The organism is Bacillus massilinigeriensis, assembly GCF_900117315.1.
GTDB classification, from domain to species: Bacteria; Bacillota; Bacilli; order Bacillales; family Cytobacillaceae; genus Bacillus_BE; species Bacillus_BE massilionigeriensis.
In genome coordinates this window covers 1,896,443-1,922,291 of sequence record NZ_LT630337.1, presented here as the reverse complement: position 1 = coordinate 1,922,291, position 25,849 = coordinate 1,896,443, and the positions used below count along the sequence as shown (strand labels likewise).

Below are 25,849 nucleotides of genomic sequence, written 5' to 3'. Positions count from 1 at the left end.
GAAGTGAGGGGTATAATTATGTTGTATCTTCATGACGTTTGGGTAAACTGGTTTGAAGGGGAAGAGAATGGATATAATGTCTGTCACTTTCATGAATGGAGAAAAGAAGATGGAGTGGAGCTGCTAGATCAAGTTCCATTATTAAAGGTAGAATCTATTTTATATAACTACATAGAAAACGACTTGTCAGAGCTACCTCAACAGTTACTTGATGATGTTTATCAAAAGGCCTATTTGCGAAAAAACCATGAACGAATTCAAATGGATTATTGTTTTGTGGTATCAGACGGTACGGGCATTTTGGCAGTTGATACCATTGGATATAATATCCCAATACGAAAAAGCAGGTTAATACCTAGGCAAGAACAATTAGTTTATGAGATGCTTAATAATCAGGAAGAGTGTATTTATTCCTTTAATGATCGTTCTTCTTTAAAGGAGTTTCACATTTTATCACCTGCACCCATTTATATGAATGGTCTTACAAGAAAGGAAAGACAGCTGAAGCAATTATTGTTCATGGCATTGGATCAGCTTCATTCCTCTAATAATGTGGCAGAGGTAAGATATTGGTTAACAGAATGGAGCCCGGAAAAGTATGAGGATATACAAGGGCTAAGTTTCGAGGAAGCATGGGTGCAATTATTCGAACAGACAAAAAGCGGATGGACGATTAAGCACGAACATTTTTGCGAAAATATAATAAAAGGTCAGCCATTTTTTGAGAAATTATGGGAGATGGAACATGGCCCAAAGGTAAATTAAGAGGAGTGGATCAAATCCAACTCCTCTTAATAATGTCCTTCTATTTTTATCTTTTCTTCTTTCTTCCTAATCCCATCGCGTTTTCCATTTTCTTGAGCATTTTATTTGCCACTAATCTTGCTTTTTCTGCTCCTGAATCTAGAATCTCGTCTAGTATTTGTGATTCCATTAATTCATGATATTTATTCTGAATAGGTTCTAATTTTCCAATGACAACCTGTGCTAAATCTCCTTTAAATTCACCATAACCCTTTCCCTCATAAAGTTTTTCAATTTCTTCAATCGGTTTCTCAGAAAGGATAGAATAAATAGAAAGCAAATTAGATACTCCAGGTTTACTTTCAGTATCGTATTTAACGATACCATCGGAGTCAGTCACAGCACTTTTAATTTTTTTCTCGATTGCCTTTGGTTCATCTAATAAGGAAATAAAGGCCTTTTTATTTGGATCAGATTTGCTCATCTTTTTGGTTGGATCTTGTAGAGACATTACTCTGGCACCAACTTTAGGAAGGCTAACCTCTGGTATGGTGAAGATATCATTATATTTTTTATTGAATCGTTCCGCTAAGTCACGGGTTAATTCTAAATGTTGTTTTTGATCTTCACCAACGGGAACTAAATCAGCGCTATATAATAGAATATCAGCTACCATCAGAGGAGGATATGTAAGAAGACCGGCAGAAACGGCATCCTTTCCAGCTGATTTGTCCTTAAATTGGGTCATTCTTTCAAGCTCACCAATATAAGAGATACATTGCATCATCCATCCAGCTTGTGCATGGGCTGAAACCTCTGACTGAATAAATAAAGTAGCCTTTTCTGGATCAATTCCAACTGCTAGATATAGAGCTGCAAGGCTTCGGATGTTCTTACGTAAATTAGATGGATCCTGAGGTACTGTAATGGCATGTTGGTCGACTATACAGAAATAACAGTTATAATCATGCTGCATGTCGACAAATTGCTTAAGTGCTCCAATATAATTCCCAAGTGTTATGGTGCCACTAGGCTGTATGCCCGAAAAAATGGTTTTCATGTAAAAATCCTCCTTGATAAAAATAAATCGGACTGGGTGAGCTAATATCCTTCTCCATTAATTTCATAATATATTCACAAAAAAGACCATACGATCCTAAATGAATAGGGACGTATGGTCCGCGGTGCCACCCTAATTACTCAAATAAATGAGTCTCTTACCTTCATGTAATTTGTACATGAAATCTTTTAACGCAAGATTTACGTCTAAATCTACTATAGTTTTCGAATTAGAAGCTAAAAAGTCCATTCCATTTCTCTCGCTGTTTGTTTCCACCAACCACAAACTCTCTATGAAACGAGGCGTAAATGTACTACTCTTTCTCATCGCTTACTATCATATTTTCTTTAATTACGGATTATAAATAAAATAGGCGCAGAAATCAAGTATTATAAGTAATAGAAAAAAAAGAGAGCTATTCCACAAATCCCACCATTTAACAACCCAAGCACCAATATTGGAAATTGAGAGAAGGTGATCAGTTCTGAATAAGGAGTAATGGTATCTATTTCTTTTTCTTCGATTTGTCTTCTGTGTGCTTTTCCAAATCTTCTAAAGGAGGCGACCATTGTATTAAAGAACCCAGACTGTATGGTATAAATCGAAAGTGAAATGAGAAGAAGGAAAAAAGAGAAATAAAAGGAAATATTAATATAGGCTAGTAAAAAATCATCTTTATTTTGAACAAATGAAAAGCAAATAATAGCTATTTGAGAAATAATAAAACCCAATAGAATAAACTTACTTCTATTTTCCATATAACAACCTCACAATAAAATTATTCCTTTAAAGTGTTAAAGCACAAAAATGTTATTCAACGTTAAATATTAAATAATGAGCATAGGTAATTTATACCATTTTATACATTAGAATAAATAATCCAAAACCTTATTGTTAAGGATATTCTAATATTATACCACATTTGAAATATTCATTAAAACTGAATTATACCAAAACAATAAAATTTTTTCGAAAAAGTAATGTACATTTTTTAATAAATATGTATAATAAAGAATGTAGAAAGTTTTCAGAAAATATAGGGAGGTCTACTATGAAAAAGTCTAGCTACTTAAAAGTACTAGCTCCTACTGTTGCTTTGAGCATGATTCTATCAGCTTGCTCTGGTGGCGACGATAAAGCAGGAGACGAAAAAGAGAAAAAGGGTACTGCTAAGCAGGAGGTCACTATTCTTGAATCTTCAGAAATCCCTACAATGGATTCTGTAATGGCTCAGGATACTATTAGTTTTACAATTCTAAACAACACAAATGAAGGTCTTTATCGTCTTGATCAAGATCAAAAGGCAGTCCCAGCTATGGCTGAAGGTCCTGCAGAGAAAAGTGAAGATGGTTTAACTTATACAGTTAAGCTTAGAGATGCTAAATGGAGCAACGGTGATCCTGTAACTGCGAATGATTTCGTATATGCATGGCGTAGAGCTGCAGATCCTGCTACTGCATCACCTTATGGTCCATATATGATGAGTGGAAAAATTCTAAATGCAGATAAAATTGCCGCTAAAAAGGCGAAACCTGAAGAACTTGGAATCAAAGCAATTGATGAAAAGACTTTAGAAATTAAATTGGTAAAACCACTTCCATATTTTGAATCATTAATGACTTTCGGTACATTCCTACCACAAAACCAAAAATTTGTTGAATCTCAAGGTAAAGATTATGCATCAGGTTCAGACAATCTACTATCTAACGGTCCATTCAAGATTAATGGTTGGGATGGTGCAGAGGATGTTGACTGGGTATTAGAAAAGAATTCAGAATATTGGGATGCTAATACAGTAACAATGGAGAAAATGAACTTCAACGTTCAAAAAGAACCTCAATCTTCATTAAATATGTTCCAAGCTGGAGAAGCTGATATCACTCCTAAGCTTGCACAAGCAGGGGTTATCGCTCAAATTGAAAGTGATCCACAATTAGTTCGCTGGTTAGAGCCTTCAATTTTCTGGTTGAAACTAAATGAAAAGCATAAAGCTTTTGCTAATGAAAATATCCGTCGTGCCATCACTATGGCGATTGATAAAGAATCCTTAGTTAATGATGTATTAAAGGATGGTTCAAAAGCGGCAGACTACTTTATTCCAGCCGAGTTTGTTAAAGATGAAAAAGACCAAGACTTCCGAGCAAAATATGACGGATTCAATAAGTATAATGTTGAAGAAGCTAAGAAACTTTGGGAACAAGGCTTAAAAGAAATTGGTCAAAAAGAACTATCACTTACTTATGTTGGACAAGACACAGATACTGCAAAATTATCTGATGCCTACATTAAAGACCAATTAGAGAAGAATCTACCTGGTATCAAGATTAATCTGAAAAACGTACCATTTGCTCAAAAATTAAAGCTTGAAACGGCTTTAGATTACGACATCTTATTCTCTGGTTGGGGTCCTGACTATCAAGATGCTATGACTTTTGCTGACCTTTATATCACTGATGGTCAAAACAACAATATGGCATACTCTAGCGAAAAGTATGATAAATATCTTGCAGATGCAGGCAAAGAGCAAGATTTCGGTAAATATACTGCATTATTACAAGATGCAGAAAAAACATTACTTGAAGAGGATGCTGCTTTAGCACCACTTTACCAACGTACATCAAATGTATTAGTTGCTGAGAAAGTAAAAGGATTTACTTACCATACTTTTGGACCAGAATACACATACAAGTGGCTTAAAGTAGAAGAATAATTTACTACTAGTAATGGAAATGAATCAGGGGCTATAATTATTACTAAAAAAGAGAGTATATCTACTGATATATACTCTCTTTTTCCCTGTCAGAGAATTATCTAAATATGCTTAATATTTAAAACTTTAGGAGGTGCGAAGATGGTCAAATTCATAGGGAAAAGATTTATCTATATGTTAATTACAATCTTTATTATTGCATCGGCATCGTTTTTCTTAATGAAAATGTTGCCTGGTACTCCATTTAGGAGCCAAGAGAAGCTATCCCCAGATCAGCTGGAAATATTACTAGACAAGTATCATTTAAATGACCCTGTACCTGTACAGTATGGATACTACATGTCAGGATTAGTGAAGGGTGATTTGGGCATTTCCTTTCAATTTGGTAACACACCTGTAACTGAACTATTAGCAAAAAGGGTGGGTCCATCAGCTCAGCTAGGACTACAGGCCCTCGTACTAGGATCCATTATTGGAGGAATTTTAGGGATATTATCTGCATTGAGGCAGAATACATGGGTGGACTATGGTTCGACCTTTATAGCCGTTCTCGGAAAGTCGATACCAAACTTTGTATTTGCCGGTTTAATGCAATACTATATTGCAGTTAAATTAGGATGGACACCTGTTGCCTTATGGAAGGGTCCAGAATATACCATATTGCCAACGATTGCTCTGGCGATGTTCACTTTAGCAACGGTATCACGTTTCATGAGAACAGAAATGATCGAGGTATTAAACTCAGATTATATTACACTAGCAAGGGCAAAGGGAGCTACTAGATTTACTGTCGCTGTAAAACATGCTCTTCGAAATGCATTAATCCCCGTTATTACCGTTTTAGGACCATTAGCAGCTGGATTAATGACAGGATCATTAGTCATTGAAAATATTTTCTCTGTTCCTGGAATCGGAGAACAATTCGTTAAATCAATAAATATGAACGATTATCCGGTAATCATGGGAACAACCTTGCTCTATGCAGCCTTATTTATTGTTATTATTTTAATAGTGGATATTTTATACGGATTAATTGATCCACGAATTCGTATCGCGGGAGGAAAGAATTAATGGCACAACTTGAAAAAATTCCAAACGAACTTTTTGAGCCCGCAATTATTGATTCCACAAAAAGCGAAGAGATTTCAAAACCTAGCTTAAACTTCTGGCAGGAGGCATGGCTGCGGGTCAGAAAGAATAAGGCCGCAATTGTCAGTCTAGTAGTGATATTCCTTCTAGGGGTATTGGCTTTTGTTGGTCCACTAATCAGTCATTATGATTTTGACCGTCAATTAACGGCGCATTCCAATTTACCTCCACGAGTCAAAGCACTGGAGAACGTCCATTGGCTCCCTTTTGATGGAGTAAGAACCCTTCCCAATGGGACCGAAATCAATCCCTATGAGCAAAAGAATATTAATGAATATTATTGGTTTGGTACTGACGCTCTCGGTAGAGATCTATTTTCACGTATTTGGAAAGGTACACAAATCTCGTTATATATTGCCTTTTTAGCTGCACTTATTGATATGCTTATTGGTGTAACATATGGTGCTATATCTGGATATTTCGGTGGTCGTGTGGATGACTTTATGCAGAGGATTATCGAAATAGTCATGGGTATTCCAAATCTAATTGTCGTTATTCTCATGATTTTGATATTGAAGCCAGGAATTATCTCGATTACCGTTGCCTTAACTTTAACAAGCTGGACAGGTATGGCAAGGGTTGTAAGGGCGCAGGTATTGAAGTTTAAGAATCAGGAATTTGTATTAGCTTCAAGAACGTTAGGTGCTGGCCATGGGAAAATTATTTTTAGACACCTGTTACCGAATTTAGCTGGTGTAATTATTATTAATACAATGTTTACCATTCCTAATGCTATATTCTTCGAAGCCTTTTTAAGTTTCATCGGTCTTGGATTACAAGAGCCGTTAGCATCTCTTGGAACACTTATTAATGATGGCTTTAAAAATATGCGTGTATTCCCAGAACAAATGATTAACCCAGCTATTATCATCAGTTTGATTATGATTGCATTTAATATGGTAGCTGATGGATTGCGTGATGCGCTAGATCCAAAAATGAGAGACTAAAGGCAGGTGAGACATAATGGAAAAATTACTAGAAGTGAAGGATTTAAATATCTCATTTCACACTTTTGCAGGTGAAGTAAAGGCAATTCGAGGTGCTAATTTTGACCTTTATAAGGGAGAGACATTAGCAATAGTAGGTGAATCCGGCTCAGGAAAGTCCGTAACCACAAAAGCAATCATGAGATTATTACCTGAAAGTAATTCAGAAATCAAAAGCGGAGAAATCAATTTTGAAGGTAAAGATATTACCAAGTTAACAGATAAAGAAATGCAAAAAATTCGCGGAAAAGATATATCTATGATTTTCCAAGATCCAATGACATCCCTAAATCCAACAATGATTATTGGAAAGCAAATCATGGAACCAATTATTAAACACCAGAAGCTAAGCAGACATGAAGCAAAAGAACGTGCCCTTGAATTGATTAAACTTGTTGGGATTCCAAAGGCTGAAGAGCGTTTTAAACAATATCCGCATCAATTCTCTGGTGGTATGAGACAAAGGGTTGTTATTGCCATAGCCTTAGCTTGTAACCCAAAAATCTTAATTGCTGATGAACCAACAACTGCACTTGATGTAACGATTCAAGCGCAAATCCTAGAATTAATGAAGGATCTACAACAGAAAATTGACACTTCCATTATCTTTATCACACATGACTTGGGCGTTGTTGCCAATGTAGCAGATCGTGTAGCTGTTATGTATGGTGGTAAAATTGTTGAAATCGGAACTGTCGATGAAATTTTCTACAATCCAAAACATCCATATACTTGGGGTTTAATTAGTTCAATGCCAGATTTAGATACAGCCGAAGAGCATCTTTATGCAATACCAGGCTCACCACCAGATTTGCTAAATCCCCCAAAGGGAGATGCCTTTGCACCTAGAAATCGTTATGCGATGAAAATAGATTTAGAGAAAGAACCTCCAATGTTTAAAGTATCTGATACACATTATGCAGCTACATGGTTACTACATCCGGATGCTCCAAAAGTAGAACCACCAGCAGCTGTGTTAAAAAGAATGAAACAATTTCCAGGTACGAAATAACGCGAAAAGGAGGTAGTAATTGATGGAAAAGAAAGAAAAATTGTTAGAAATCAAAAATTTAAAGCAATATTTCAATATAGGTAAACCAAATGAAGTTAGAGCCGTTGATGGAGTATCCTTTGATATCTATAAAGGGGAAACTCTTGGATTAGTAGGTGAATCAGGTTGTGGGAAGTCAACAACAGGAAGAACCATCATCAGATTATATAATGCAACCGACGGGGAAGTATTTTTTGACGGAGAAAATGTACATGGGAAAAAATCAAGAGCCCAACTTAAGGCATTTAACCGCAGAATGCAAATGATTTTCCAAGACCCGTATGCTTCCTTAAATCCAAGAATGAAAATTTCTGATGTAATTGCCGAAGGAATTGACATTCATGGTCTAGCAAAAACAAAGGAAGAACGGATGAATAGGGTATACGAACTGCTTGAAACAGTTGGTCTTAGCAAGGAACATGCAAGCCGTTTTCCACATGAGTTTTCTGGGGGACAAAGACAGAGGATTGGTATAGCTAGAGCTTTAGCAGTTGAGCCAGAGTTTATTATTGCTGATGAGCCAATTTCAGCATTGGATGTTTCAATTCAAGCACAGGTTGTCAATCTAATGAAAGAATTACAGCGTGAAAAAGGATTAACTTATCTGTTTATCGCTCATGATCTATCCATGGTCAAATACATCAGTGATCGTATTGGTGTTATGTATTTTGGTAAAATGGTTGAGCTTGCACCAGCAGATGAGCTTTATAATAATCCAATGCATCCATATACTCAATCATTATTATCAGCCATCCCACTTCCTGACCCAATTACTGAACGTACTCGTAGAAGGAAAGGATATGATCCAGCATCTCATAATTATTCCGATGAGGACAAGGTGGAACTTCGTGAAATTGCACCCGAACATTTTGTTCTTTGTTCTGAAAAGGAATTTGAAAAATATAAAACACAACACAAACATTAAAAAACGATCTCTCTAAGGAGATCGTTTTTCTTTTTATCAGGAATCTTATTTATGTTTTCCTCCAACATGTTTCCATCCAGTTTGGAATCGAGCGGATTGATTAACAAATTCGGCCTTTTTCTTTCCGCCAAAAAGCAAATTGCCAATGCCATTGGTCAAAACCCCAATAGTAGCAGTTATTCCTATGATTAGTAAAGCAACGATGATTAAATCTGTAAAGTATCCTACCATGAAAAGGCACCACCCATCCTGATAATTATATCCCCTATTTTCTATATTAAAAGAACGAGATTGAGTTGAAAAGGAAAATATCATAATTTCTGTACCAAAATTAAAATGGTCATGCTTGCGTTTTCATTTTCAGTTACTAATTGAGAATAAATTAGGCTATGCATAAGAATTGGGCTGAAAATAAAATGCAATGAGAAAAAAATAATAAATTCTAATGATTTTTTGAAACTTTTTTGAATCTCATACGTCTTACATATATAGATAATTAAATATGTTTAAGCATGTTATTTTCTATTATTTTCATTGTACAAGCTAAAAGGAAGATGATTTAAATTATTTTCAGGAAAACAATACGGTAATATTAAAAATAGGATACCAAATTAGAATTAAGTAGTGTATAATAAATAATATAAATTACTTATTTAAATTAATTTTAATTTAGGTGCTTTTCAATGATAATTCATGCTTAGACTATGAGCATTAAATAGAATTTGATTTTTGTAATAATTGAAGGAGTGTGAAATTGTAAATGGTCACATTATACACTTCACCTAGTTGCACATCTTGCCGGAAAGCAAAAGCTTGGTTAGAAGAACACGATATTGCATATAAGGAAAGAAATATCTTTTCTGAACCATTAACGATTGATGAAATTAAGGAGATTCTCCGAATGACCGAGGATGGTACTGACGAAATTATCTCTACACGATCTAAGACGTTTCAAAAGCTTAATGTCAATCTAGAGACAATGCCATTACAAGACTTGTTTAAACTGATTAAGGATAATCCTGGTCTACTTAGACGTCCAATCATCCTTGATGAAAAGAGACTTCAAGTCGGTTATAATGAGGATGAAATTCGCCGATTCCTTCCTAGAAGGGTACGTACTTTCCAATTAAGGGAAGCACAACGATTAGTAAACTAGAACAAAATCCAACAAATCTTTGCTCCACAAATTCGGGGCAAAGATTTTTTATATGGATAATATTATTTATTGAGAAAATCTTTGGATTTTGATACAATGCATAAAAGCATTTCAAAGTTAGAATTTTTTCGAAAAATAGGCTAATGATGGTTTTCATCATCAAGAGTTTTTTTATTTCCCTTTATTTATGTTTTGTCATAAAATATAAGTACAAGGTAAACAATATTTGTACTATTTCATATATGTAAGTAAACGATTTTTGTTACTGCGTGGGGGTATTTTTGTCCCTTCAAAATAAAGCAAGAAGGGAGAGGGGTCTTTTGGAAATTGAACGCATTAATGATAATACTGTAAAGTTTTATATCTCATATTTGGATATAGAAGAACGTGGCTTTGACCGTGAAGAAATATGGTATAGTCGCGAGCGTAGTGAAGAGTTGTTTTGGGAAATGATGGATGAAGTCCATCAAGAAGAGGATTTTGCCATTGAAGGCCCCCTTTGGATTCAAGTGCAGGCTCTTGATAAGGGCTTAGAGGTTTTAGTGACAAGAGCTCAACTAAACAAGGATGGTCAAAAGTTTGAATTGCCGTTTATAGATGAAAAACTGAAGGACTTTCCTGTTGATGCAAGAATTGAAGACCTTCTAGACCAGCATTTCAATCCTAAGGCAGAAAGTGATGAGTTTGAAGAGGTTAGCTTGGAATTTCTTCTTACCTTTAACGATTTTGAGGATTTAATCTCGCTCTCAAAAAGAAGTAACCTAGATTCTTTAATAACAAAGCTCTATACATTTGAAGGAAAGTATTACCTTTATGTTGAGTTTGATGAGGACATTGATGAGGACGAAATCGATAATGCCCTGAGTATTCTTCTTGAATTTGGCCAAGAGGCAAGAACAACGATTCATCGGGTTGAAGAATATGGGAAATTGATTATGTCAGATAATGTTTTTACAGAAATAAGGAAACATTTTCAATAGAGCCAAACAAGGCTGACTTAAAAGGTCTGACTCCCCTTTATAGTAAACGATCTTGGGATAATTTTTATCCGGTAGATTGTAAAAAGGGAAGGATCCCTAAAAAAAGTCAGTCTTTTTTATTTCTTTTTACATAGCTTATACAATAAGGGGGTGTACATGATAAAAAATACAGTGCGAATTATCATTTTTATAGGTCTATTGGCTGCCTTTTATTATTCAATAGGTGATACAGAGAAAAATGGTTGGTTCCGCTATATCAGTATTATTAGCACACTTTCAGTTATCTTTATAGGATTTGTTATATTCTTAGAAAATCGTCACCCCACTCAGACCATTACGTGGCTCGTTGTCTTAGGTAGTTTTCCCCTCATTGGATTTATTTTCTATTTATTATTTGGTCGGAATTATCATAAAGAAAGAATGTTCAGGAAGAAGTATTTCTTAGATAAACAAGCATTTTTAGAGCACACTCCTGATCAAAATCGCTATGGTGAGGAATTTTTCTCCCATTTAGGTGCACATCAGCGTCAGCTGTTTAACTTAGCACAAAAGCTAGGAAATAGTCCGATTTCCTTTGGGACAGCGACAAAGATACTTACAAATGGTCAAGAGACCTTTACACATATTCTCGATGAGCTCGAAAAAGCAAAGCATCACATCCATTTGGAATATTATATTGTACGCCACGATAAAATTGGTGAAGACATTAAGAAAATTTTAATACAAAAGGCCCGAGAAGGGGTCAAAATTCGTTTTTTATATGATGCCGTTGGGTCATGGCAATTGTCAAAAAAGTACATAGATTCGCTAAGGAATGAAGGCGTAGAAATCCTTCCGTTTGGTCCTGTAAAGCTTCCGTTCTTGAATAGCAAATTTAATTTTCGAAATCATCGTAAGATTATTGTTATTGATGGTTGTGTAGGATTTGTGGGTGGATTAAATATTGGGGATGAGTATTTAGGACGTGATAAAAGTATAGGATTTTGGCGTGACACCCATCTCATGCTAAAAGGCGAAGCCGTAAAAAGTCTTCAGCTAATCTTTTTACAGGATTGGTATTACATGACGAATTATAGCTTCCTTACAGCTGAATATCTCTCGCCGAATAGTTCTATCGGTGAACACGGAGGGGTTCAGCTGATTGCTGGAGGCCCAGATAATGAATGGAGTGTTATTAAAAATATCTTCTTTTCTATGATTACATCTGCAAAGGAATCAGTCTGGATCGCATCCCCTTACTTTATCCCTGATGAAGATATTTTTTCAGCATTAAAAATTGCTGCATTAAGTGGGATAGATGTACGGATTCTAGTTCCGAATAAGCCGGATAAAAGAATTGTATTTCATGCTTCAAGATCCTATTTTCCTGAGCTATTAGAGGTTGGTGTCAAGATATATGAATATGAAAAGGGCTTTATGCATAGCAAAATTATTATTGTAGATTCTGAGCTTGCTTCAATTGGAACCTCGAATATGGACATGCGCAGTTTTCATCTAAATTTTGAGGTCAATGCCTTTTTATTTAGAACCGACAGTACCGAAAATCTAGTGAGGGAGTATTTACATGACCTGACTGAATCAAAAGAATTAATAATAGAGGATTTCAAAAAAAGACATCTAGGATTAAGACTACTTGAATCCACATCAAGATTATTATCCCCCCTTTTATGATTTTGAAAAAATTGTAAAAAGGGGGTTTTTTAATGGAGGAAAAAAGATATTCATAACGAATTAAAAGATTATGAAAGGAGGAATGAAGTTTGCTTACTGCAAAAATGACCAATGGTAAGCTCTTTTGCCTTGCTGATGGATTTAGTGAGGTAGACTTGAAAAGGTTAAGGAGACAGGAGCAATTTTACTGTCCACAGTGCTCTGAAAAGCTCATATTAAGAGTAGGTTCAAAGAGAATGGCCCATTTTGCCCATGAGAGGGGCTCACTTTGTAGTTTGAGCCATTATGAAAGGGAATCAGAGTATCATATTCGAGGGAAGCTCCATCTATATCAATGGCTAAAAAGTCAAGGCTTGAATCCTCAGTTGGAACTATTTTTAAAGGAAATCAATCAAAGAACTGATATAGCCGTTACCTTAGGGGACATAAATTATTGTCTTGAATTTCAATGCTCTACCATCCCTGAAGAGTTATTTATAAAAAGAACAAAGATGTATTTAGATTATTCCTACCAACCCATATGGATCTTAGCCGGACAAAGTATTCGTAGAGTAGCAGATGATCGGCTTAAGCTCTCAAGTTTTGATTACTTATTTACTAGAAAAGGTTCCCCGACGAAATGGTTTATTCCCGCCTACTGTCCCATAACAAAACAACTCATTCTAATAAAAAATATTCAACCAACCTCAAGTCGAAATGCAATCGCCCAGTTTTCAATTATCCCCCTGCAAAAGGCTCAAATCAATGAAATCCTGACACCAAAGATTGACTCATCTATTTCAGTAACACGCTGGAAACAGCAAATTGACAAAATGAAAATGAATGTAATGATGAGGCCAACCCTTCAACAACGTCGCTTTCTCAATGAGTTATATGTAAATCATCTTAATCTTCAGCTTCTCCCTCCTATGATAGGAATCCCTGTGGAACACGGCATATTTATTGAAACTCCTCCGTTTATTTGGCAATCTTATATCATAATGGATGTTTTAATGAAAAAGAAGGTGGGTGACTTATTTAGCTTCAAGCAAGTCTTATTATTCTTTTTAAAGAGATATCGAAATAGAGAAATTGCTCTTCGAAAATTGCCTCTTGTGGGAGAATGTGACCTCCAATTATTAGTTAGGGAGTATTTAGAGGTACTAACTCGTTTCGGATTGTTACAAAAAGTAGATGACAAACATTATAGGATAAAAGAGATTTTGAAAAAGGCAAAGAATATGGATGAACAGCTAAAAATGGAGCATTCATTTTATCACCAATATGAAACAATCGCTTTTAAATAAAGTCATATCATACAAATGAAATGCCCAAAATAAACATAAGCTAAAAGAGTCAGTTTTCTTCACTAATATTGAAGGAGATTTTCTCCAAATAATCGAAATAAATAGTATGGTTTTTTCGGAAATCGAAATGTTGATTAGGAGGATGTAGTATGGCAAATGAAGCAGCAGTTAAGAAGCTTCCTTCTAGAAGCGAAATTGCAGTAGAGGATACTTGGAGATTAGAGGATATATTTGCTTCAGATGATGAGTGGGAAAAGGAATTTAACGAGGTGAAAAATTTACTTCCCGGTGTTGCTGAGTTTCAAGGGAAGTTAAGCGAGAATGCTGACTCCCTCTATGATGCTCTGCAATATCAGGATCGATTACTAGAGCGTTTAAGCAAGTTGTATACATACGCTCATATGCGCTATGACCAGGATACAACGAATTCTTTTTATCAAGGGTTAAATGATCGTATCAAAACTCTTTATGCTCAAGCAGCAAGTTCACTTGCATTTATCGTTCCAGAAATCCTTCAAATGGATGAAGAAAAGGTTAATGGATTCTTAGAAGAGAAAGAGGAATTAAAATTATACAAACATTCCCTAGAGGAAATCAATCTTCAAAGACCTCATGTGTTATCGGCAGAACAAGAGGCATTGCTTGCACAGGCCTCTGAGGTGTTAGGTGCTTCAAGTAATACATTTGGCATGCTGAATAATGCAGACCTAGAATTTCCTAGCATCAAGGATGAGAATGGAGAAGAAATTGAAATTACTCATGGAAGATTTATCCGCTTTCTCGAAAGTGAAGATGGTCGAGTTAGAAGAGATGCATTTAAGGCTGTTTACAAAACATATGGGCAATTTCGTAATACATTTTCCAGCACATTAAGTGGTCAGATTAAAAACGATAATTTTAATGCCCTGGTTAGAAATTACAAGTCAGCGAGGCATGCAGCGTTATCCGCTAATAATATACCTGAAACGGTCTATGATAATTTAGTCAATACAATCAATAACAATCTTCACTTATTACATCGTTATGTAAATTTGCGTAAAAAGGTATTAGGATTAGAAGAGCTTCATATGTATGATCTTTACACACCTCTAGTGAAAAATGTGAAGATGGAGATTACCTATGAGGAAGCCAAGGAATTGTCATTAAAAGGCCTTGCGCCTCTTGGAGAAGATTATCTAAATGTGTTAAAAGAAGGATTTGAAAATCGCTGGGTGGATGTTCATGAAAATAAAGGGAAGCGAAGTGGAGCCTATTCATCTGGTACTTACGGGACAAACCCATATATATTAATGAACTGGCAAAACAATGTAAATAACCTCTTTACATTGGTACATGAGTTCGGGCATTCCGTCCATAGCTATTATACAAGAAAGACTCAACCTTATCCTTACGGAGACTATTCTATCTTTGTGGCCGAGGTTGCCTCTACTTGTAATGAAACCCTGTTAAATCATTATTTATTGGAAACAATCGATGACGAGCAAAAAAGATTATTCCTTTTAAATCATTTTCTTGAAGGCTTCAGGGGGACTGTATTCCGTCAAACGATGTTTGCTGAGTTTGAGCACCTTATTCATCAAAAGGCACAAAATAATGAAGCAATTACTGCAGACATGTTAACTAATGAATACTATGCTTTAAATAAAAAGTATTTTGGTGAAGAGGATATTGTCATTGACGAAGAAATCGGTTTAGAATGGTCTAGGATTCCTCACTTCTATTACAATTATTATGTCTATCAATATGCAACCGGGTATAGTGCAGCAACCGCATTGAGCAAGCAAATTCTTGAGGAAGGTCAACCTGCAGTGGAACGCTACATTGGATTCCTAAAGTCAGGAAGCTCAGACTATCCAATTGAAGTACTTAAAAAAGCAGGGGTAGACATGACTAGTCCAAAGCCAGTAGAAGATGCATGTAAGGTGTTTGAAGAAAGACTAAATGAAATGGAAAGATTGTTATCCTAACTGGTAAAAAAAGCGGGGGTTGATTGACCTCCGCTTTTTTGTGGGGATAAAATTAGTTTTTCGACTTTAATACTTTTTTAGAATTATCTAGTTAAAATTTCTTAAACCTTTTACGATCATTTAAATAGAATAGGAAAATAAATAATGACAGAAATAATAAAGGTGAGGAAATAAATAGTGGAATTAAATCCATAAGACCTAAAAAATTAAGAAACAAAGAAAACAATAAGAAAACCACCATAAGCCAGAAATTAATACTTTTCATACGAGAGAGAAGCCTCCTTAAAGACACGATTGATGAATGTTTTTGTTTCGCATGGGTATTTAAGGTAAATATATGCAACCTGTCTCCTCGTATTCTTATATTTTGACAGTTTTGTGAAACGAGGCACAAAGTTATTGAATAACCCTTGCAGGGATGGTATATTAATGATGTGAAATTAATCACAAACAAACATAAACCCCTTTTGTTTGACCGTGAAAAAAATTTCTCCCATCCCCTTTGTTCGTATTATTAAAAGAAAAGAGCCTTGCTAAACAATCGGTTTGCAAGGCTCTTTTCTTTTTTTATTAGAATGTTTTAATGACATATTTGATTTACATAAATAGTCACCTGATTCAGAAATCATCATTCATGTTTAATTTCATCCATTCAAAAAATGCACATCAAAAAATGACTGAGCGGCAAAAAGTTATCCACAGTTTTTATAGGGTAGAGCGATCAAAAAATGCCTGGCAACAATGCCAAGCACCTTTAGAAACTTTTTATTCTCCAATATATCTCCAAAACACCCCATATTTAACTGGGATTTTTTCAACCATTTGCTTTAATTGAAGCTTCTTCATTTCTTTTTCAACTTCATGTATTTTCATATTATAAATAAGTGCAATCTCTGAAGAAGCCAATAGTCTATAGTGTTTAATTAATGAATCTATTGGAGGAGGAACAGCTCTCTCTGGTTTTTCAGGCAGCATCTCTTCAAGTATTTGAACGAATATCTCATATGGATAGCATCCAGTGATTTTAATTCCTTCATCCTCAATGGTTTGATTAAAAAAGACGAGACTAGGAATTTCACGGACCTCCATTTCAGAGGTAATCTTGAGATCACATTGAAAGGCCTTAGCTGCGCTTTCAGAATGGATATCCGATACAAATTCATTAACATCAAGGCCAATCTTGCCCGCACATTCCTTTAAAACATCAAAGCTAGAAACGTTTTGATTTTCTAAAAATAAAACCTCTTGAAGTTTTCTTAAAAATTTTATTCCTGCTTTTCTTCCTTGTAGCTCGGCTGCTTTAATGGCAATGAACGCTAAATAAGGGGAAGAGACTGGATTTTCAATCCAAAGACTCCCATCACATGACATCCCCGTGCGGTTTGTCGTTTTCTCCACTATCTGGGCATGATTATCAGACTTTTGCTTTTTCCCTAAATTTAAGGTGGCGAGACTTCCACTTAATACGTGTTTAATAGAGATGTAGCGTCCATATTCAGCATGTAGCTTTTTAATCACTGGCTCGAGAGACCAACATTCTGGGCATAAAGGGTCAACAAACACATAAATTTCAATTGGCTTTGTCTCGTTTCCATGGCAATGATGAAATGATGTCGAGTTTGTTTGGGAAAATTCTCTTTTCACGGCTCTCACCTTTCATCTTGATCTTTTTCTGATGTATTAATCATGTGTTCTGCGGTTTGAACTAATCTAGAATAGAAAAAAGTTCTTACTTCACCATCTAATCCAATCTCATCCATTGCTTCACTCATGCAAGTTAGCCATGCTCTTGCTCTTGTTTCAGTTATTTCAAAAGGCAAATGACGGGCTCTAAGCATTGGATGCCCATGTTCAGATGTATATAATGGAGGCCCGCCTAGAAATTGAGTCATGAATTGTTTTTGTTTTCGGGCAGTTTCCGTTAAGTCATCTGGAAAAATGGGTATTAAGTCTGGATGGAGATGAACTCGACGGTAGAAAGCATCTATTAAATGGTGTAATCGATCTTCACCAATCACTTCAAACGGTGTCTTCATGTTTTCGGACATTCCACTAACTCCTTATGAATAAGAAATCACTACTAATACTATAGTTTTATTAATTTCATTTTAACAATGCAATTTTCATATCTCAAATAGTTAGCTTGGCAAGTAAGGTTAATAGGGTAGGAAATAAAAGGAATGAGTGATTCCACAACAAAATAGGCTGCGCATGAATGGTTTAAGCATTAACTGAGCGGAGTATATTTCCGCCAATTATCTTATCCAAAAACCATTATGAGTAGCCTATACTGTCTAAATTTTATGCAAGATAAGTATCTGTCACTTTTTTCACGTAGTTTTGTGTTTCTTTAAATGGTGGGATTCCGCCATATTTATCTACATTCCCTGGGCCGGCATTATAAGCAGCTAGAGCAAGGTTAACATTTCCATCATACTTGTCCAACATATTTCGTAAGTACTTGCTTCCTGCTAGGATATTTTCTTTCGGGTCAAATATATTTTGAACCCCTAATCCTCTAGCAGTTGCTGGCATTAGCTGCATTAACCCAGAAGCTCCCGCATAGCTGGTTGCATTAGGGTTGAAGTTAGACTCATGTTTAATGACGGACTTGATAAGCTTTGCTGGTAGATCATATTTTTCAGCAGCCTCATTAATGATATCTTCAAAGTCTGTTGAAGCACCAGTCAGTTTTGTAAGGCTTAACGGTGGAAGTGATGTGCTGTTTAAGGATGTTGGATTTGAGTTTAAGTTAGATGGGGTTATTCCCGAATCTAAACTGCTTTTTCCCGTTAATAAAGATATTTCATCCTCACTCAAAAGCTCGTACATCAATTCTTTAAACATATTCGCATTATCAGAAGAAGAGGGTGCAGAACTACTACTATTCAAGTTCTGTAAAGCTTGAAGTTGCAGCAATATTTTCATTTGATCAACGTTCATCATTATTCTCCTTGTCATTTATCGATTGAGAAAGTTTTTGCTTTTGTAAGTAAAATCTTTTAATTTTATTGGTAGTTTTCCTTTGTGGGATATTCTGCTTTTGAAGCAAGTCTTCAAAAAGTTGTTTCCCCGTTTCATAATCATTCACTTCATATTCTATCTCATAATCAAAAGTATTTAAATAGTAACTGAAATCCAATACAATTAGACCATTCTTATATGGTATTTCTGCTCTTTCTGTCGTTAATGTTCCAAAGTACTGAAGCTCATTGGGATTAATATTCATGTTTATAATTGCTTCCATCACTATCCCTGAGATCAGTTTTCCCGTTTCGATCATATTCGAGGCCTGCTGACTTGTAAGTAATTGATTAGTTTCTAATAAACCATTCTTAACAGGTTGTTTCAAAGTCATTTCAAAGCTACCGTTTTTTTCACGAATTCGTAGTGCACTAGATTGATCCTTTAGGGAAAATTGAGGAGTATCAAAATAATGATTTTCCTGTTTTATAAAATTGTCATCATTGAGATGGAAATATGTTTTTAACATAGTAAATTCAGATTTAGTTAATATATTTTTAAATTCGATTTCAATATTTCGAGACAATTCAATTCTTCCTTTCATTTTTCATTTATTAACCTTATTATCATCTTATAATGGTGTGACTTCAATCTTTGAGATAAAAGGTTTTGTTGTGATAAAATAAAAGGGTGTATGGAGGTAGTGTCATGAGACAACAAGTAAAGATTAAGACGGCTGTTTTTCTGAATGATGAATTGATCTTTAACACTGATCAAACCATTCATTTTAAGAATATAAAGGCAACTGGGCAAATGCTTGTTGATTCAAATGCTTTTTCTTTTATTTATATAATGGAGATTGACCAATCGTATACATATTTAGTGTTTCCGGAACATATTTGGACTGATTTAAGAAAAATGTTAGAAATAGAGATTCCTGTGTTTATAAAATTGGATGAATGGAAAGTGGAGCTATCCAATATACATAATGAGTTGCAGTATTTAATCGAAAATATTAAGGGGAATAGAAATTACGGTGAAGAAATGGTACAAAAGGTGGAGAGCACATTTTAGGCATTTCAAAAGTTCATCCGTAAACACAGATGACATTCGGATGAGGTGATGTTGGCAATGAAAAATTGGGAAGAATTTTTAGCGCCCTACAAACAAGCAGTCGAAGAATTAAAGGTGAAATTAAAGGGGATGAGGGTAGAATTTCAAATGGTAGATTCACATTCCCCAATCGAATTTGTAACCGGTAGGGTAAAGCCTGTTGCAAGTATTTTGGATAAAGCAAGAGTTAAGGGGATTCCACTAGACAAATTAGAATCTGAAATGCAAGATATCGCTGGACTAAGGATGATGTGTCAATTTGTTGATGATATCAAAAAAGTAGTTAAGCTATTACGAATGAGAAATGATTTCGAAATCATCGAGGAACGGGATTATATTTCACATAAGAAAGCTAGTGGTTACCGCTCTTATCACGTTGTAATAAGTTATCCTGTTCAGACCATCAATGGGGAAAAAAAGATATTAGCAGAGATCCAAATTCGTACATTAGCGATGAACTTCTGGGCAACTATTGAGCATTCCCTTAATTATAAATATAAAGGACAATTCCCAAAGGATATTATTCTTAGATTGGAAAGAGCCGCAGAAGCAGCATTTCGATTAGACGAGGAAATGTCATTAATTAGAGGGGAAATTCAAGAGGCCCAAGCCTTTTTTACAAGAAAGAAGGAAAAGCAGCAGGAGGATTAGTTCCTGTTTTTCTACTAGTTGTTGCCCGAAAATTGAAATAATAATCTATGAAAAATTATAGCCGAAAATCAGAGGAGCAAACGAGATGAAATTTGCCATTACGTCAAGAGGAGACCAAAAGTCAAATACCCTCATGTATCAAATGAGAACGCATCTGATGGACTTTGACCTTGAATACGATGAAGATCAACCGGATATTGTCGTTTCTATTGGTGGGGACGGAACCCTTTTATATGCTTTTCACCGCTATTATAGCCGTCTTGACAAAACGGCTTTTGTTGGGATTCATACTGGCCACCTAGGTTTTTATGCTGATTGGGTGCCAGAAGAAATGGAAAAGCTAGTGATTGCGATTGCAAAAACACCTTATCAAGTAGTGGAATATCCGCTGCTTGAGGTTATTATTCGTTATCAAAACGGTGTAAGAGAATCTCGATTTTTAGCTCTAAATGAGTCTACGGTGAGAAGTGTGGAAGGGACCTTGGTAATGGATGTGGAGATTAGAGGTCAGCATTTCGAGAGATTTAGAGGAGATGGTTTATGCCTATCCACTCCTTCTGGCAGTACCGCTTATAATAAGGCATTAGGTGGAGCCATTTTACACCCATCTTTGCCAGCCATTCAGCTTGCTGAAATGGCATCTATAAATAATCGGGTTTTTAGAACAATTGGTTCACCACTCGTTTTACCAGCTCATCATACTTGTATGTTAAAGCCGGTAAACCAACCAGACTTTCATGTGACCATTGATCATTTAACATTTCTTCATAAGGATGTTAAATCCATTCAATTTAGGGTAGCAGATGATAAGATTCGTTTTGCACGTTTTAGGCCTTTCCCATTTTGGAAAAGGGTTCATGATTCATTTATTTCCGATAGATAGGAGTCATCATTTGTATGTCACGTTTTATGCTGCAATGGGAAATCACACAAAAAGATGAGGGAAGATTAATTAGGGATTTTTTGAAATTACATGAAATTTCTAAGGCGGCATTAACTGATATCAAGTTTAAAGGCGGGGAAATCTCAGTTAATCATCAGGAAGTAACTGTACGCTATTCTTTAAAAAGTGGAGATTGCCTGAGAATCTATTTTCCCCCTGAAGAACCAAGTGAAGGTGTTAAGGGGGAGAAGGTTCCTCTTTCTATTGTGTATGAAGATGATTATGTCATGGTAGTTCAAAAACCTGCTGGGATGAGTACGATTCCTTCTCGTGAACATCCTTCTGGTAGCTTAGCAAATGGCCTTGTTGGTTATTATGAGAAGCAGGGCTTAAAGGCAACCGCCCATATCGTTACACGTCTTGACCGTGATACATCAGGATTAGTACTAATCGCTAAGCATCGACACATCCATCATCTATTAGGGAAGCAACAGAAGATGCACGGAGTTCGTAGAACATATGAAGCCCTTGTTCATGGTTCGTTAAAAGAAAAGGAAGGAACTGTTGAAGAACCAATCGCTCGAAAAAGCACAAGCATCATTGAAAGGGAAGTAAATCGTAATGGACAATATGCGTGTACCCATTATCGAGTGCTTCATACCTATCCTTCCTTTACACATATTGAGTTATCACTTGAAACGGGGAGAACACATCAAATTCGCGTTCATATGTCTTATGTTGGGCACCCTTTATTAGGGGATGATTTATATGGTGGAGATGAGAATCTTATCAAAAGGCAGGCTCTCCACTGCTGTCGTTTATCCTTTCAACATCCTATTGCTAAGAAAGAATTAATGTTTGAAGCAGAGTTGCCAATTGATATGGCTAATTTAATGAAATGAAGTAATCATCTTAATTTAGTTAAGAAAATGATTTGAATTTTTCCTCTACAAATGGCATAGATGAAGGGACTGACACTGTATCAAGCTCTGGATATCGAAGAGCAGTTAGCTTTCCTCCGAATACAGCACCTGTATCAATGTTGTAGGTTTTATTTATGATTCTAGGCTCTCTAACAGGTGTATGACCATAGACGATATAGGCATCTCCTTGATAGCTTTTTGCCCAGTCCCGGCGAACTGGTGAACCATCCTCGTGGGTTTCACCCGTAATATCCCCGTAAAGCACAAAGGTTTTTACCTTTGAATGCTTTTTTCCTATGTATTCCTCACGAATACCAGCATGAGCAATCACTAACTTTCCTTGATCAAGAACGTCATAAAGTGGGGCATTTTCATATAAATTCATAAATTGATTCTTAATCCTTGATTGCTCTTTATGGTTTAAGGCCTTATACTCTGCAACGGTTGTCTCTAGACCGTGTGCAATCTGAACCTTATTTCCAAGAAAAAAGCGATAAAGCTTATTGCAGTGGTTTCCAGGTACATAATAGGCATCCTGGTGTTCTAATACTAATGACCATATTACTTCAATGACTTTTAATGAATTTGGTCCACGATCAGTTAGATCCCCTACAAATGCAAGCTTTCGTCCTTCTGGATGTATTGGTATTCCAGATTCCCAATTATAACCTATCTTTTTTGTAAGGGAGGAGAATTCATCAAAGCAGCCATGGATATCACCGATAATATCTAATTTCATCATTATCACCCTTTTAATCATTTGCTTTTTCTATTTTTACATATTCTTTATATATTATCCTGAAACTTTTAATAAAGGAGGGTGAACAATGGAACAGCATGCTGGTTCAGTTTCATCTTTAGTAATTGTCATAGTCGTTGCGTTTCTAACCCCCATCTTAATACACCGTTTTAAGCTGCATTTCATTCCTGTAGTGGTAGCTGAGATATTAATGGGACTTTTGATTGGCAAAAGTGGATTTGACCTTGTTCATGAAGGAGTATGGCTTGAGACTCTTTCAACTCTTGGATTTATCTTTTTAATGTTTTTAAGTGGACTAGAAATTGACTTTTCAGCCTTTTCAGGTGGGAAAAAGAAAGAAACACTCAAAAGCGGAAAACAAGAACCAAATGGTTTTATGGTAGCTACATTGATTTTTATCGGCATCTTCCTTGTTTCATACGCTTTATCAAATTTATTTGTTATCGCAGGATTTATTGAAAATGCCTTTCTGATGACGCTAATCATCTCAACAATATCTCTAGGTGTGGTCGTGCCTACTTTAAAAGAAGCCCACATCATGAAGACAAATATTGGTCAAATCATTTTATTAACAGCTGTTATTGCGGATTTAGTAACCATGATTCTTTTGGCTGTTTTTGTCTCTCTTAATGAAGGCGGACATGGAAGCACCTGGCTATTACTTCTTCTTCTTGTTGCAGGTGTTGTGCTATACCGTTTAGGTAAGAAATTTAAGAACTTGAAATTTTTGGAGTCAATGTCATCGAGTACAGTTCAAATTAGTACCAGGGCTGTTTTTACCTTAATTATGATATTAGTGGCTCTTTCCGAAACCGTTGGGGCAGAGAACATTTTGGGGGCCTTCCTTGCAGGCGTTCTTGTATCTCTACTTTCCCCAGACCAGGAGCTTTTACACAAACTTGATTCATTTGGATACGGATTTTTAATCCCAATATTCTTTGTTATGATCGGTGTCGACTTGAATATCTGGGCCCTGTTTAGTAATGAAAAAATGCTTATACTGATTCCTTTGCTTCTTGCCGCATTGCTTTTATCCAAGCTCATTCCAGTTTTAGTGCTAAAGGCATGGTATGATACAAAAACGGTTTTTGCCTCTGGATTTTTATTAACCTCCACACTCTCTTTGGTTATTGCTGCTGCGACCATTGGCGAGAGGATTGAGGTAATAACATCTGATATGAGTGGAACAATTATTCTAGTTGCAGTCGTATCATGTATTATTGCTCCCATTTTCTTTAAAAAATTGATGCCAAGGGAATCAATTAAGGAAAGAAAAATAAAGATTTCCTTTATTGGGGCAAATCAGATTACACTACCTGTTTCAAGGGAATTGAAATCATCTTTGTATGATCCTGTGTTGTATCATAGAAGGCAGGAAAAGTCTGATATACAGATTGCTGACTCCTTGTTTGATATATATGAAATCGAAGACTATGAGCTTTCAGCATTTGAACAAACAAGTATCTTTCAGTCTGATATCGTGGTCATCTCAACAGGGAATGGAGACATTAATGCGAAGCTGGCATTAGAGGTAAAAAAACAGGGGGTAGAAAGGGTAATTGTAAGAATAGAGAGTCCTGAGCTAGAGCCTGAATTACGATCTCAAGGAATTGAAGTATTTTCCTTATTTTTCTCAACAAAAACCTTATTGCGCGCTTTGATTGAATCACCAAGTATGATGGAAATTCTATCAAATAAAGAAAATTCACTTTATGAAATAAAATTATTAAACGAACAATTTGATGGACTGCCTATTAGGAGGTTTCCATTCACTGGGGATATTATCTTTGTTCGTATATTTCGCGGTAAAGATGCCATTATTCCTCACGGAGACACAGAATTGCTCATGAACGATAGATTAATTGTTACAGGTTCTAAGGAGTATGTGGATGAATTAAAGCGGGAGCTTGAATTTTGTGAATAGGTAAAAAGCCTTTAAACTGCAGGAATATATGAAAAATAACTCGTTTCTACTTTCCTTTTTAAGTAAAGTATTGTAATATTAGTACTAGGTACTAATAACAGTTATAAGTAGGAGGATTTTTTAATGACTCTTTCGTTAAGTGGAAAAACGTTTGTGGTAATGGGAGTAGCTAATAAGCGAAGTATTGCATGGGGGATTGCGCGTTCATTGCATCAGTCAGGAGCTCGTTTAGTTTTTACATATGCTGGAGAACGAATGGAAAAGAGTGTTCATGAGTTAGCGGATTCCCTTGATACAACTGAATCACTCGTATTACCTTGTGATGTTACAGTTGATGAGGAAATTGAAAAATGCTTCGCAAGAATTAAAGAAGAGGTCGGTACTATTCATGGGGTAGCTCATTGTATAGCATTTGCAAATAAAGAGGAGCTTCAAGGAGATTACATGAATACAACAAGAGACGGGTTCCTACTTGCCCATAATATAAGCTCCTATTCATTAACAGCCGTTGCCAAAGTGGCAAAGGAATTAATGACTGAAGGTGGAAGCATTGTTACTCTTACCTATCTAGGTGGAGAACGGGTGATGACGAATTATAATGTTATGGGTGTTGCCAAAGCTTCCTTAGATGCAAGTGTTAAATATTTAGCTAGTGATTTAGGTAAACTTGGAATTCGAGTAAATTCAATTTCTGCTGGACCAATACGTACCCTTTCTGCAAAAGGGGTAAGTGACTTTAACACGATTTTAAGGGAAGTGGAAGAAAAGGCTCCTCTTAGAAGAATTACAACACCTGAAGAGGTAGGGGACACTGCTGCCTTCTTGTTCAGTGATCTTTCCAGAGGAATTACCGGTGAAAATATCCACGTGGATTCGGGATACCATATTATTGGATACTAATATGACTTGTTGAATGGGTTCGTTTCTTTAGAAACGGCCCTTTTTT

General features: G+C 35.8%; 25 protein-coding genes and 1 other annotated feature. Of the genes, 17 read left to right on the top strand and 8 right to left on the bottom strand.

What is annotated here, in order from left to right; translation table 11 throughout:
• The first annotated feature begins 18 nt into the window (after positions 1 to 18).
• Positions 19 to 765, top strand: coding sequence for a YjbA family protein (locus tag BQ6100_RS09515; RefSeq protein WP_075981438.1), 747 nt, complete (start codon positions 19 to 21; stop codon positions 763 to 765).
• 46 nt (positions 766 to 811) lie between these two features.
• On the opposite strand, the gene trpS is transcribed toward BQ6100_RS09515, so the two are convergent.
• Positions 812 to 1,804, bottom strand: coding sequence for a tryptophan--tRNA ligase (gene trpS / locus BQ6100_RS09510; RefSeq protein WP_075981437.1), 993 nt, complete (start codon positions 1,802 to 1,804; stop codon positions 812 to 814).
• 103 nt (positions 1,805 to 1,907) lie between these two features.
• Positions 1,908 to 2,140 (bottom strand) — a binding site (T-box leader).
• A gap of 53 nt (positions 2,141 to 2,193) precedes the next feature.
• Positions 2,194 to 2,562: a DUF3899 domain-containing protein gene (locus tag BQ6100_RS09505; RefSeq protein WP_075981436.1), complete on the bottom strand. Its 369-nt coding sequence runs from the start codon at positions 2,560 to 2,562 to the stop codon at positions 2,194 to 2,196.
• Positions 2,563 to 2,855: 293 nt separating this feature from the next.
• Here BQ6100_RS09505 and BQ6100_RS09500 point away from each other — a divergent pair, with 293 nt between their 5' ends.
• The 5 genes from BQ6100_RS09500 to BQ6100_RS09480 all read left to right on the top strand — a co-directional run bounded on the left by BQ6100_RS09500 (position 2,856) and on the right by BQ6100_RS09480 (position 8,625).
• Complete coding sequence (locus BQ6100_RS09500; RefSeq protein ID WP_075981435.1) at positions 2,856 to 4,514, top strand: peptide ABC transporter substrate-binding protein; 1,659 nt, start codon at positions 2,856 to 2,858, stop codon at positions 4,512 to 4,514.
• 141 nt (positions 4,515 to 4,655) lie between these two features.
• A complete protein-coding gene (gene opp3b / locus BQ6100_RS09495; protein ID WP_075981434.1) occupies positions 4,656 to 5,585 on the top strand; it encodes an oligopeptide ABC transporter permease in 930 nt (309 codons plus the stop codon).
• Complete coding sequence (gene opp3C / locus BQ6100_RS09490; protein ID WP_075981433.1) at positions 5,585 to 6,610, top strand: oligopeptide ABC transporter permease; 1,026 nt, start codon at positions 5,585 to 5,587, stop codon at positions 6,608 to 6,610. Before opp3b ends, opp3C begins: the two co-directional genes overlap by 1 nt.
• A gap of 16 nt (positions 6,611 to 6,626) precedes the next feature.
• Complete coding sequence (locus BQ6100_RS09485) at positions 6,627 to 7,661, top strand: ABC transporter ATP-binding protein (RefSeq protein WP_075981432.1); 1,035 nt, start codon at positions 6,627 to 6,629, stop codon at positions 7,659 to 7,661.
• Positions 7,662 to 7,683: 22 nt separating this feature from the next.
• Positions 7,684 to 8,625, top strand: coding sequence for an ABC transporter ATP-binding protein (locus tag BQ6100_RS09480; RefSeq protein WP_075981431.1), 942 nt, complete (start codon positions 7,684 to 7,686; stop codon positions 8,623 to 8,625).
• A 45-nt stretch (positions 8,626 to 8,670) separates the two neighbouring features.
• Here BQ6100_RS09480 and BQ6100_RS09475 read toward each other — a convergent pair whose 3' ends face one another.
• Entirely contained in the window at positions 8,671 to 8,856 is a 186-nt protein-coding gene (locus BQ6100_RS09475; RefSeq protein ID WP_075981430.1) for a hypothetical protein, read from the bottom strand.
• A gap of 529 nt (positions 8,857 to 9,385) precedes the next feature.
• On the opposite strand from BQ6100_RS09475, the gene spxA reads away from it, so the two are divergent.
• From spxA to pepF, 5 genes are all read left to right on the top strand, one after another.
• Positions 9,386 to 9,781, top strand: a complete 396-nt coding sequence (gene spxA, locus BQ6100_RS09470) for a transcriptional regulator SpxA (RefSeq protein WP_075981429.1) — start codon at positions 9,386 to 9,388, stop codon at positions 9,779 to 9,781.
• A 320-nt stretch (positions 9,782 to 10,101) separates the two neighbouring features.
• On the top strand, positions 10,102 to 10,761 hold the full coding sequence (gene mecA / locus BQ6100_RS09465; RefSeq protein ID WP_075983505.1) for an adaptor protein MecA: 660 nt from the start codon (positions 10,102 to 10,104) through the stop codon (positions 10,759 to 10,761).
• A gap of 159 nt (positions 10,762 to 10,920) precedes the next feature.
• Entirely contained in the window at positions 10,921 to 12,432 is a 1,512-nt protein-coding gene (gene cls, locus BQ6100_RS09460; protein ID WP_075983504.1) for a cardiolipin synthase, read from the top strand.
• Positions 12,433 to 12,521: 89 nt separating this feature from the next.
• Positions 12,522 to 13,718: a competence protein CoiA gene (locus tag BQ6100_RS09455; RefSeq protein WP_075981428.1), complete on the top strand. Its 1,197-nt coding sequence runs from the start codon at positions 12,522 to 12,524 to the stop codon at positions 13,716 to 13,718.
• A 149-nt stretch (positions 13,719 to 13,867) separates the two neighbouring features.
• Positions 13,868 to 15,685 (top strand): oligoendopeptidase F, encoded by a 1,818-nt coding sequence (gene pepF / locus BQ6100_RS09450; RefSeq protein ID WP_075981427.1) that lies wholly within the window; start codon positions 13,868 to 13,870, stop codon positions 15,683 to 15,685.
• Positions 15,686 to 16,450: 765 nt separating this feature from the next.
• Here pepF and BQ6100_RS09445 read toward each other — a convergent pair.
• The 4 genes from BQ6100_RS09445 to BQ6100_RS09430 form a co-directional block, all read right to left on the bottom strand.
• Entirely contained in the window at positions 16,451 to 17,329 is an 879-nt protein-coding gene (locus BQ6100_RS09445) for a ClpXP adapter SpxH family protein (protein ID WP_075981426.1), read from the bottom strand.
• Between the two features lie 5 nt (positions 17,330 to 17,334).
• On the bottom strand, positions 17,335 to 17,733 hold the full coding sequence (locus tag BQ6100_RS09440; protein WP_075981425.1) for a globin domain-containing protein: 399 nt from the start codon (positions 17,731 to 17,733) through the stop codon (positions 17,335 to 17,337).
• Between the two features lie 253 nt (positions 17,734 to 17,986).
• Positions 17,987 to 18,628 (bottom strand): lytic transglycosylase domain-containing protein, encoded by a 642-nt coding sequence (locus BQ6100_RS09435; RefSeq protein ID WP_075981424.1) that lies wholly within the window; start codon positions 18,626 to 18,628, stop codon positions 17,987 to 17,989.
• Complete coding sequence (locus BQ6100_RS09430; RefSeq protein WP_173719826.1) at positions 18,618 to 19,235, bottom strand: CYTH domain-containing protein; 618 nt, start codon at positions 19,233 to 19,235, stop codon at positions 18,618 to 18,620. The genes BQ6100_RS09435 and BQ6100_RS09430 overlap by 11 nt, the downstream gene beginning before the upstream one ends.
• A 122-nt stretch (positions 19,236 to 19,357) precedes the next feature.
• Between BQ6100_RS09430 and BQ6100_RS09425 the strand changes: the two genes are divergently transcribed.
• The 4 genes from BQ6100_RS09425 (at position 19,358) to BQ6100_RS09410 (ending at position 22,198) form a co-directional block, all read left to right on the top strand.
• Entirely contained in the window at positions 19,358 to 19,723 is a 366-nt protein-coding gene (locus BQ6100_RS09425; protein ID WP_075981422.1) for a UPF0738 family protein, read from the top strand.
• A 57-nt stretch (positions 19,724 to 19,780) separates the two neighbouring features.
• Positions 19,781 to 20,413: a GTP pyrophosphokinase gene (locus BQ6100_RS09420; protein ID WP_075981421.1), complete on the top strand. Its 633-nt coding sequence runs from the start codon at positions 19,781 to 19,783 to the stop codon at positions 20,411 to 20,413.
• Between the two features lie 85 nt (positions 20,414 to 20,498).
• On the top strand, positions 20,499 to 21,296 hold the full coding sequence (locus BQ6100_RS09415) for an NAD kinase (RefSeq protein WP_075981420.1): 798 nt from the start codon (positions 20,499 to 20,501) through the stop codon (positions 21,294 to 21,296).
• A gap of 14 nt (positions 21,297 to 21,310) precedes the next feature.
• Positions 21,311 to 22,198 (top strand): RluA family pseudouridine synthase, encoded by an 888-nt coding sequence (locus tag BQ6100_RS09410; protein ID WP_075981419.1) that lies wholly within the window; start codon positions 21,311 to 21,313, stop codon positions 22,196 to 22,198.
• A gap of 19 nt (positions 22,199 to 22,217) precedes the next feature.
• On the opposite strand, the gene prpE is transcribed toward BQ6100_RS09410, so the two are convergent.
• The gene (gene prpE / locus BQ6100_RS09405) at positions 22,218 to 22,958 is read right to left on the bottom strand and encodes a bis(5'-nucleosyl)-tetraphosphatase PrpE (RefSeq protein WP_075981418.1); all 741 of its coding nucleotides are present in this window, start codon (positions 22,956 to 22,958) and stop codon (positions 22,218 to 22,220) included.
• Positions 22,959 to 23,046: 88 nt separating this feature from the next.
• Here prpE and BQ6100_RS09400 point away from each other — a divergent pair, with 88 nt between their 5' ends.
• Positions 23,047 to 24,903: a monovalent cation:proton antiporter family protein gene (locus tag BQ6100_RS09400; protein WP_075981417.1), complete on the top strand. Its 1,857-nt coding sequence runs from the start codon at positions 23,047 to 23,049 to the stop codon at positions 24,901 to 24,903.
• Positions 24,904 to 25,026: 123 nt separating this feature from the next.
• Complete coding sequence (fabI, locus tag BQ6100_RS09395) at positions 25,027 to 25,803, top strand: enoyl-ACP reductase FabI (protein ID WP_075981416.1); 777 nt, start codon at positions 25,027 to 25,029, stop codon at positions 25,801 to 25,803.
• Positions 25,804 to 25,849: the final 46 nt, after the last annotated feature.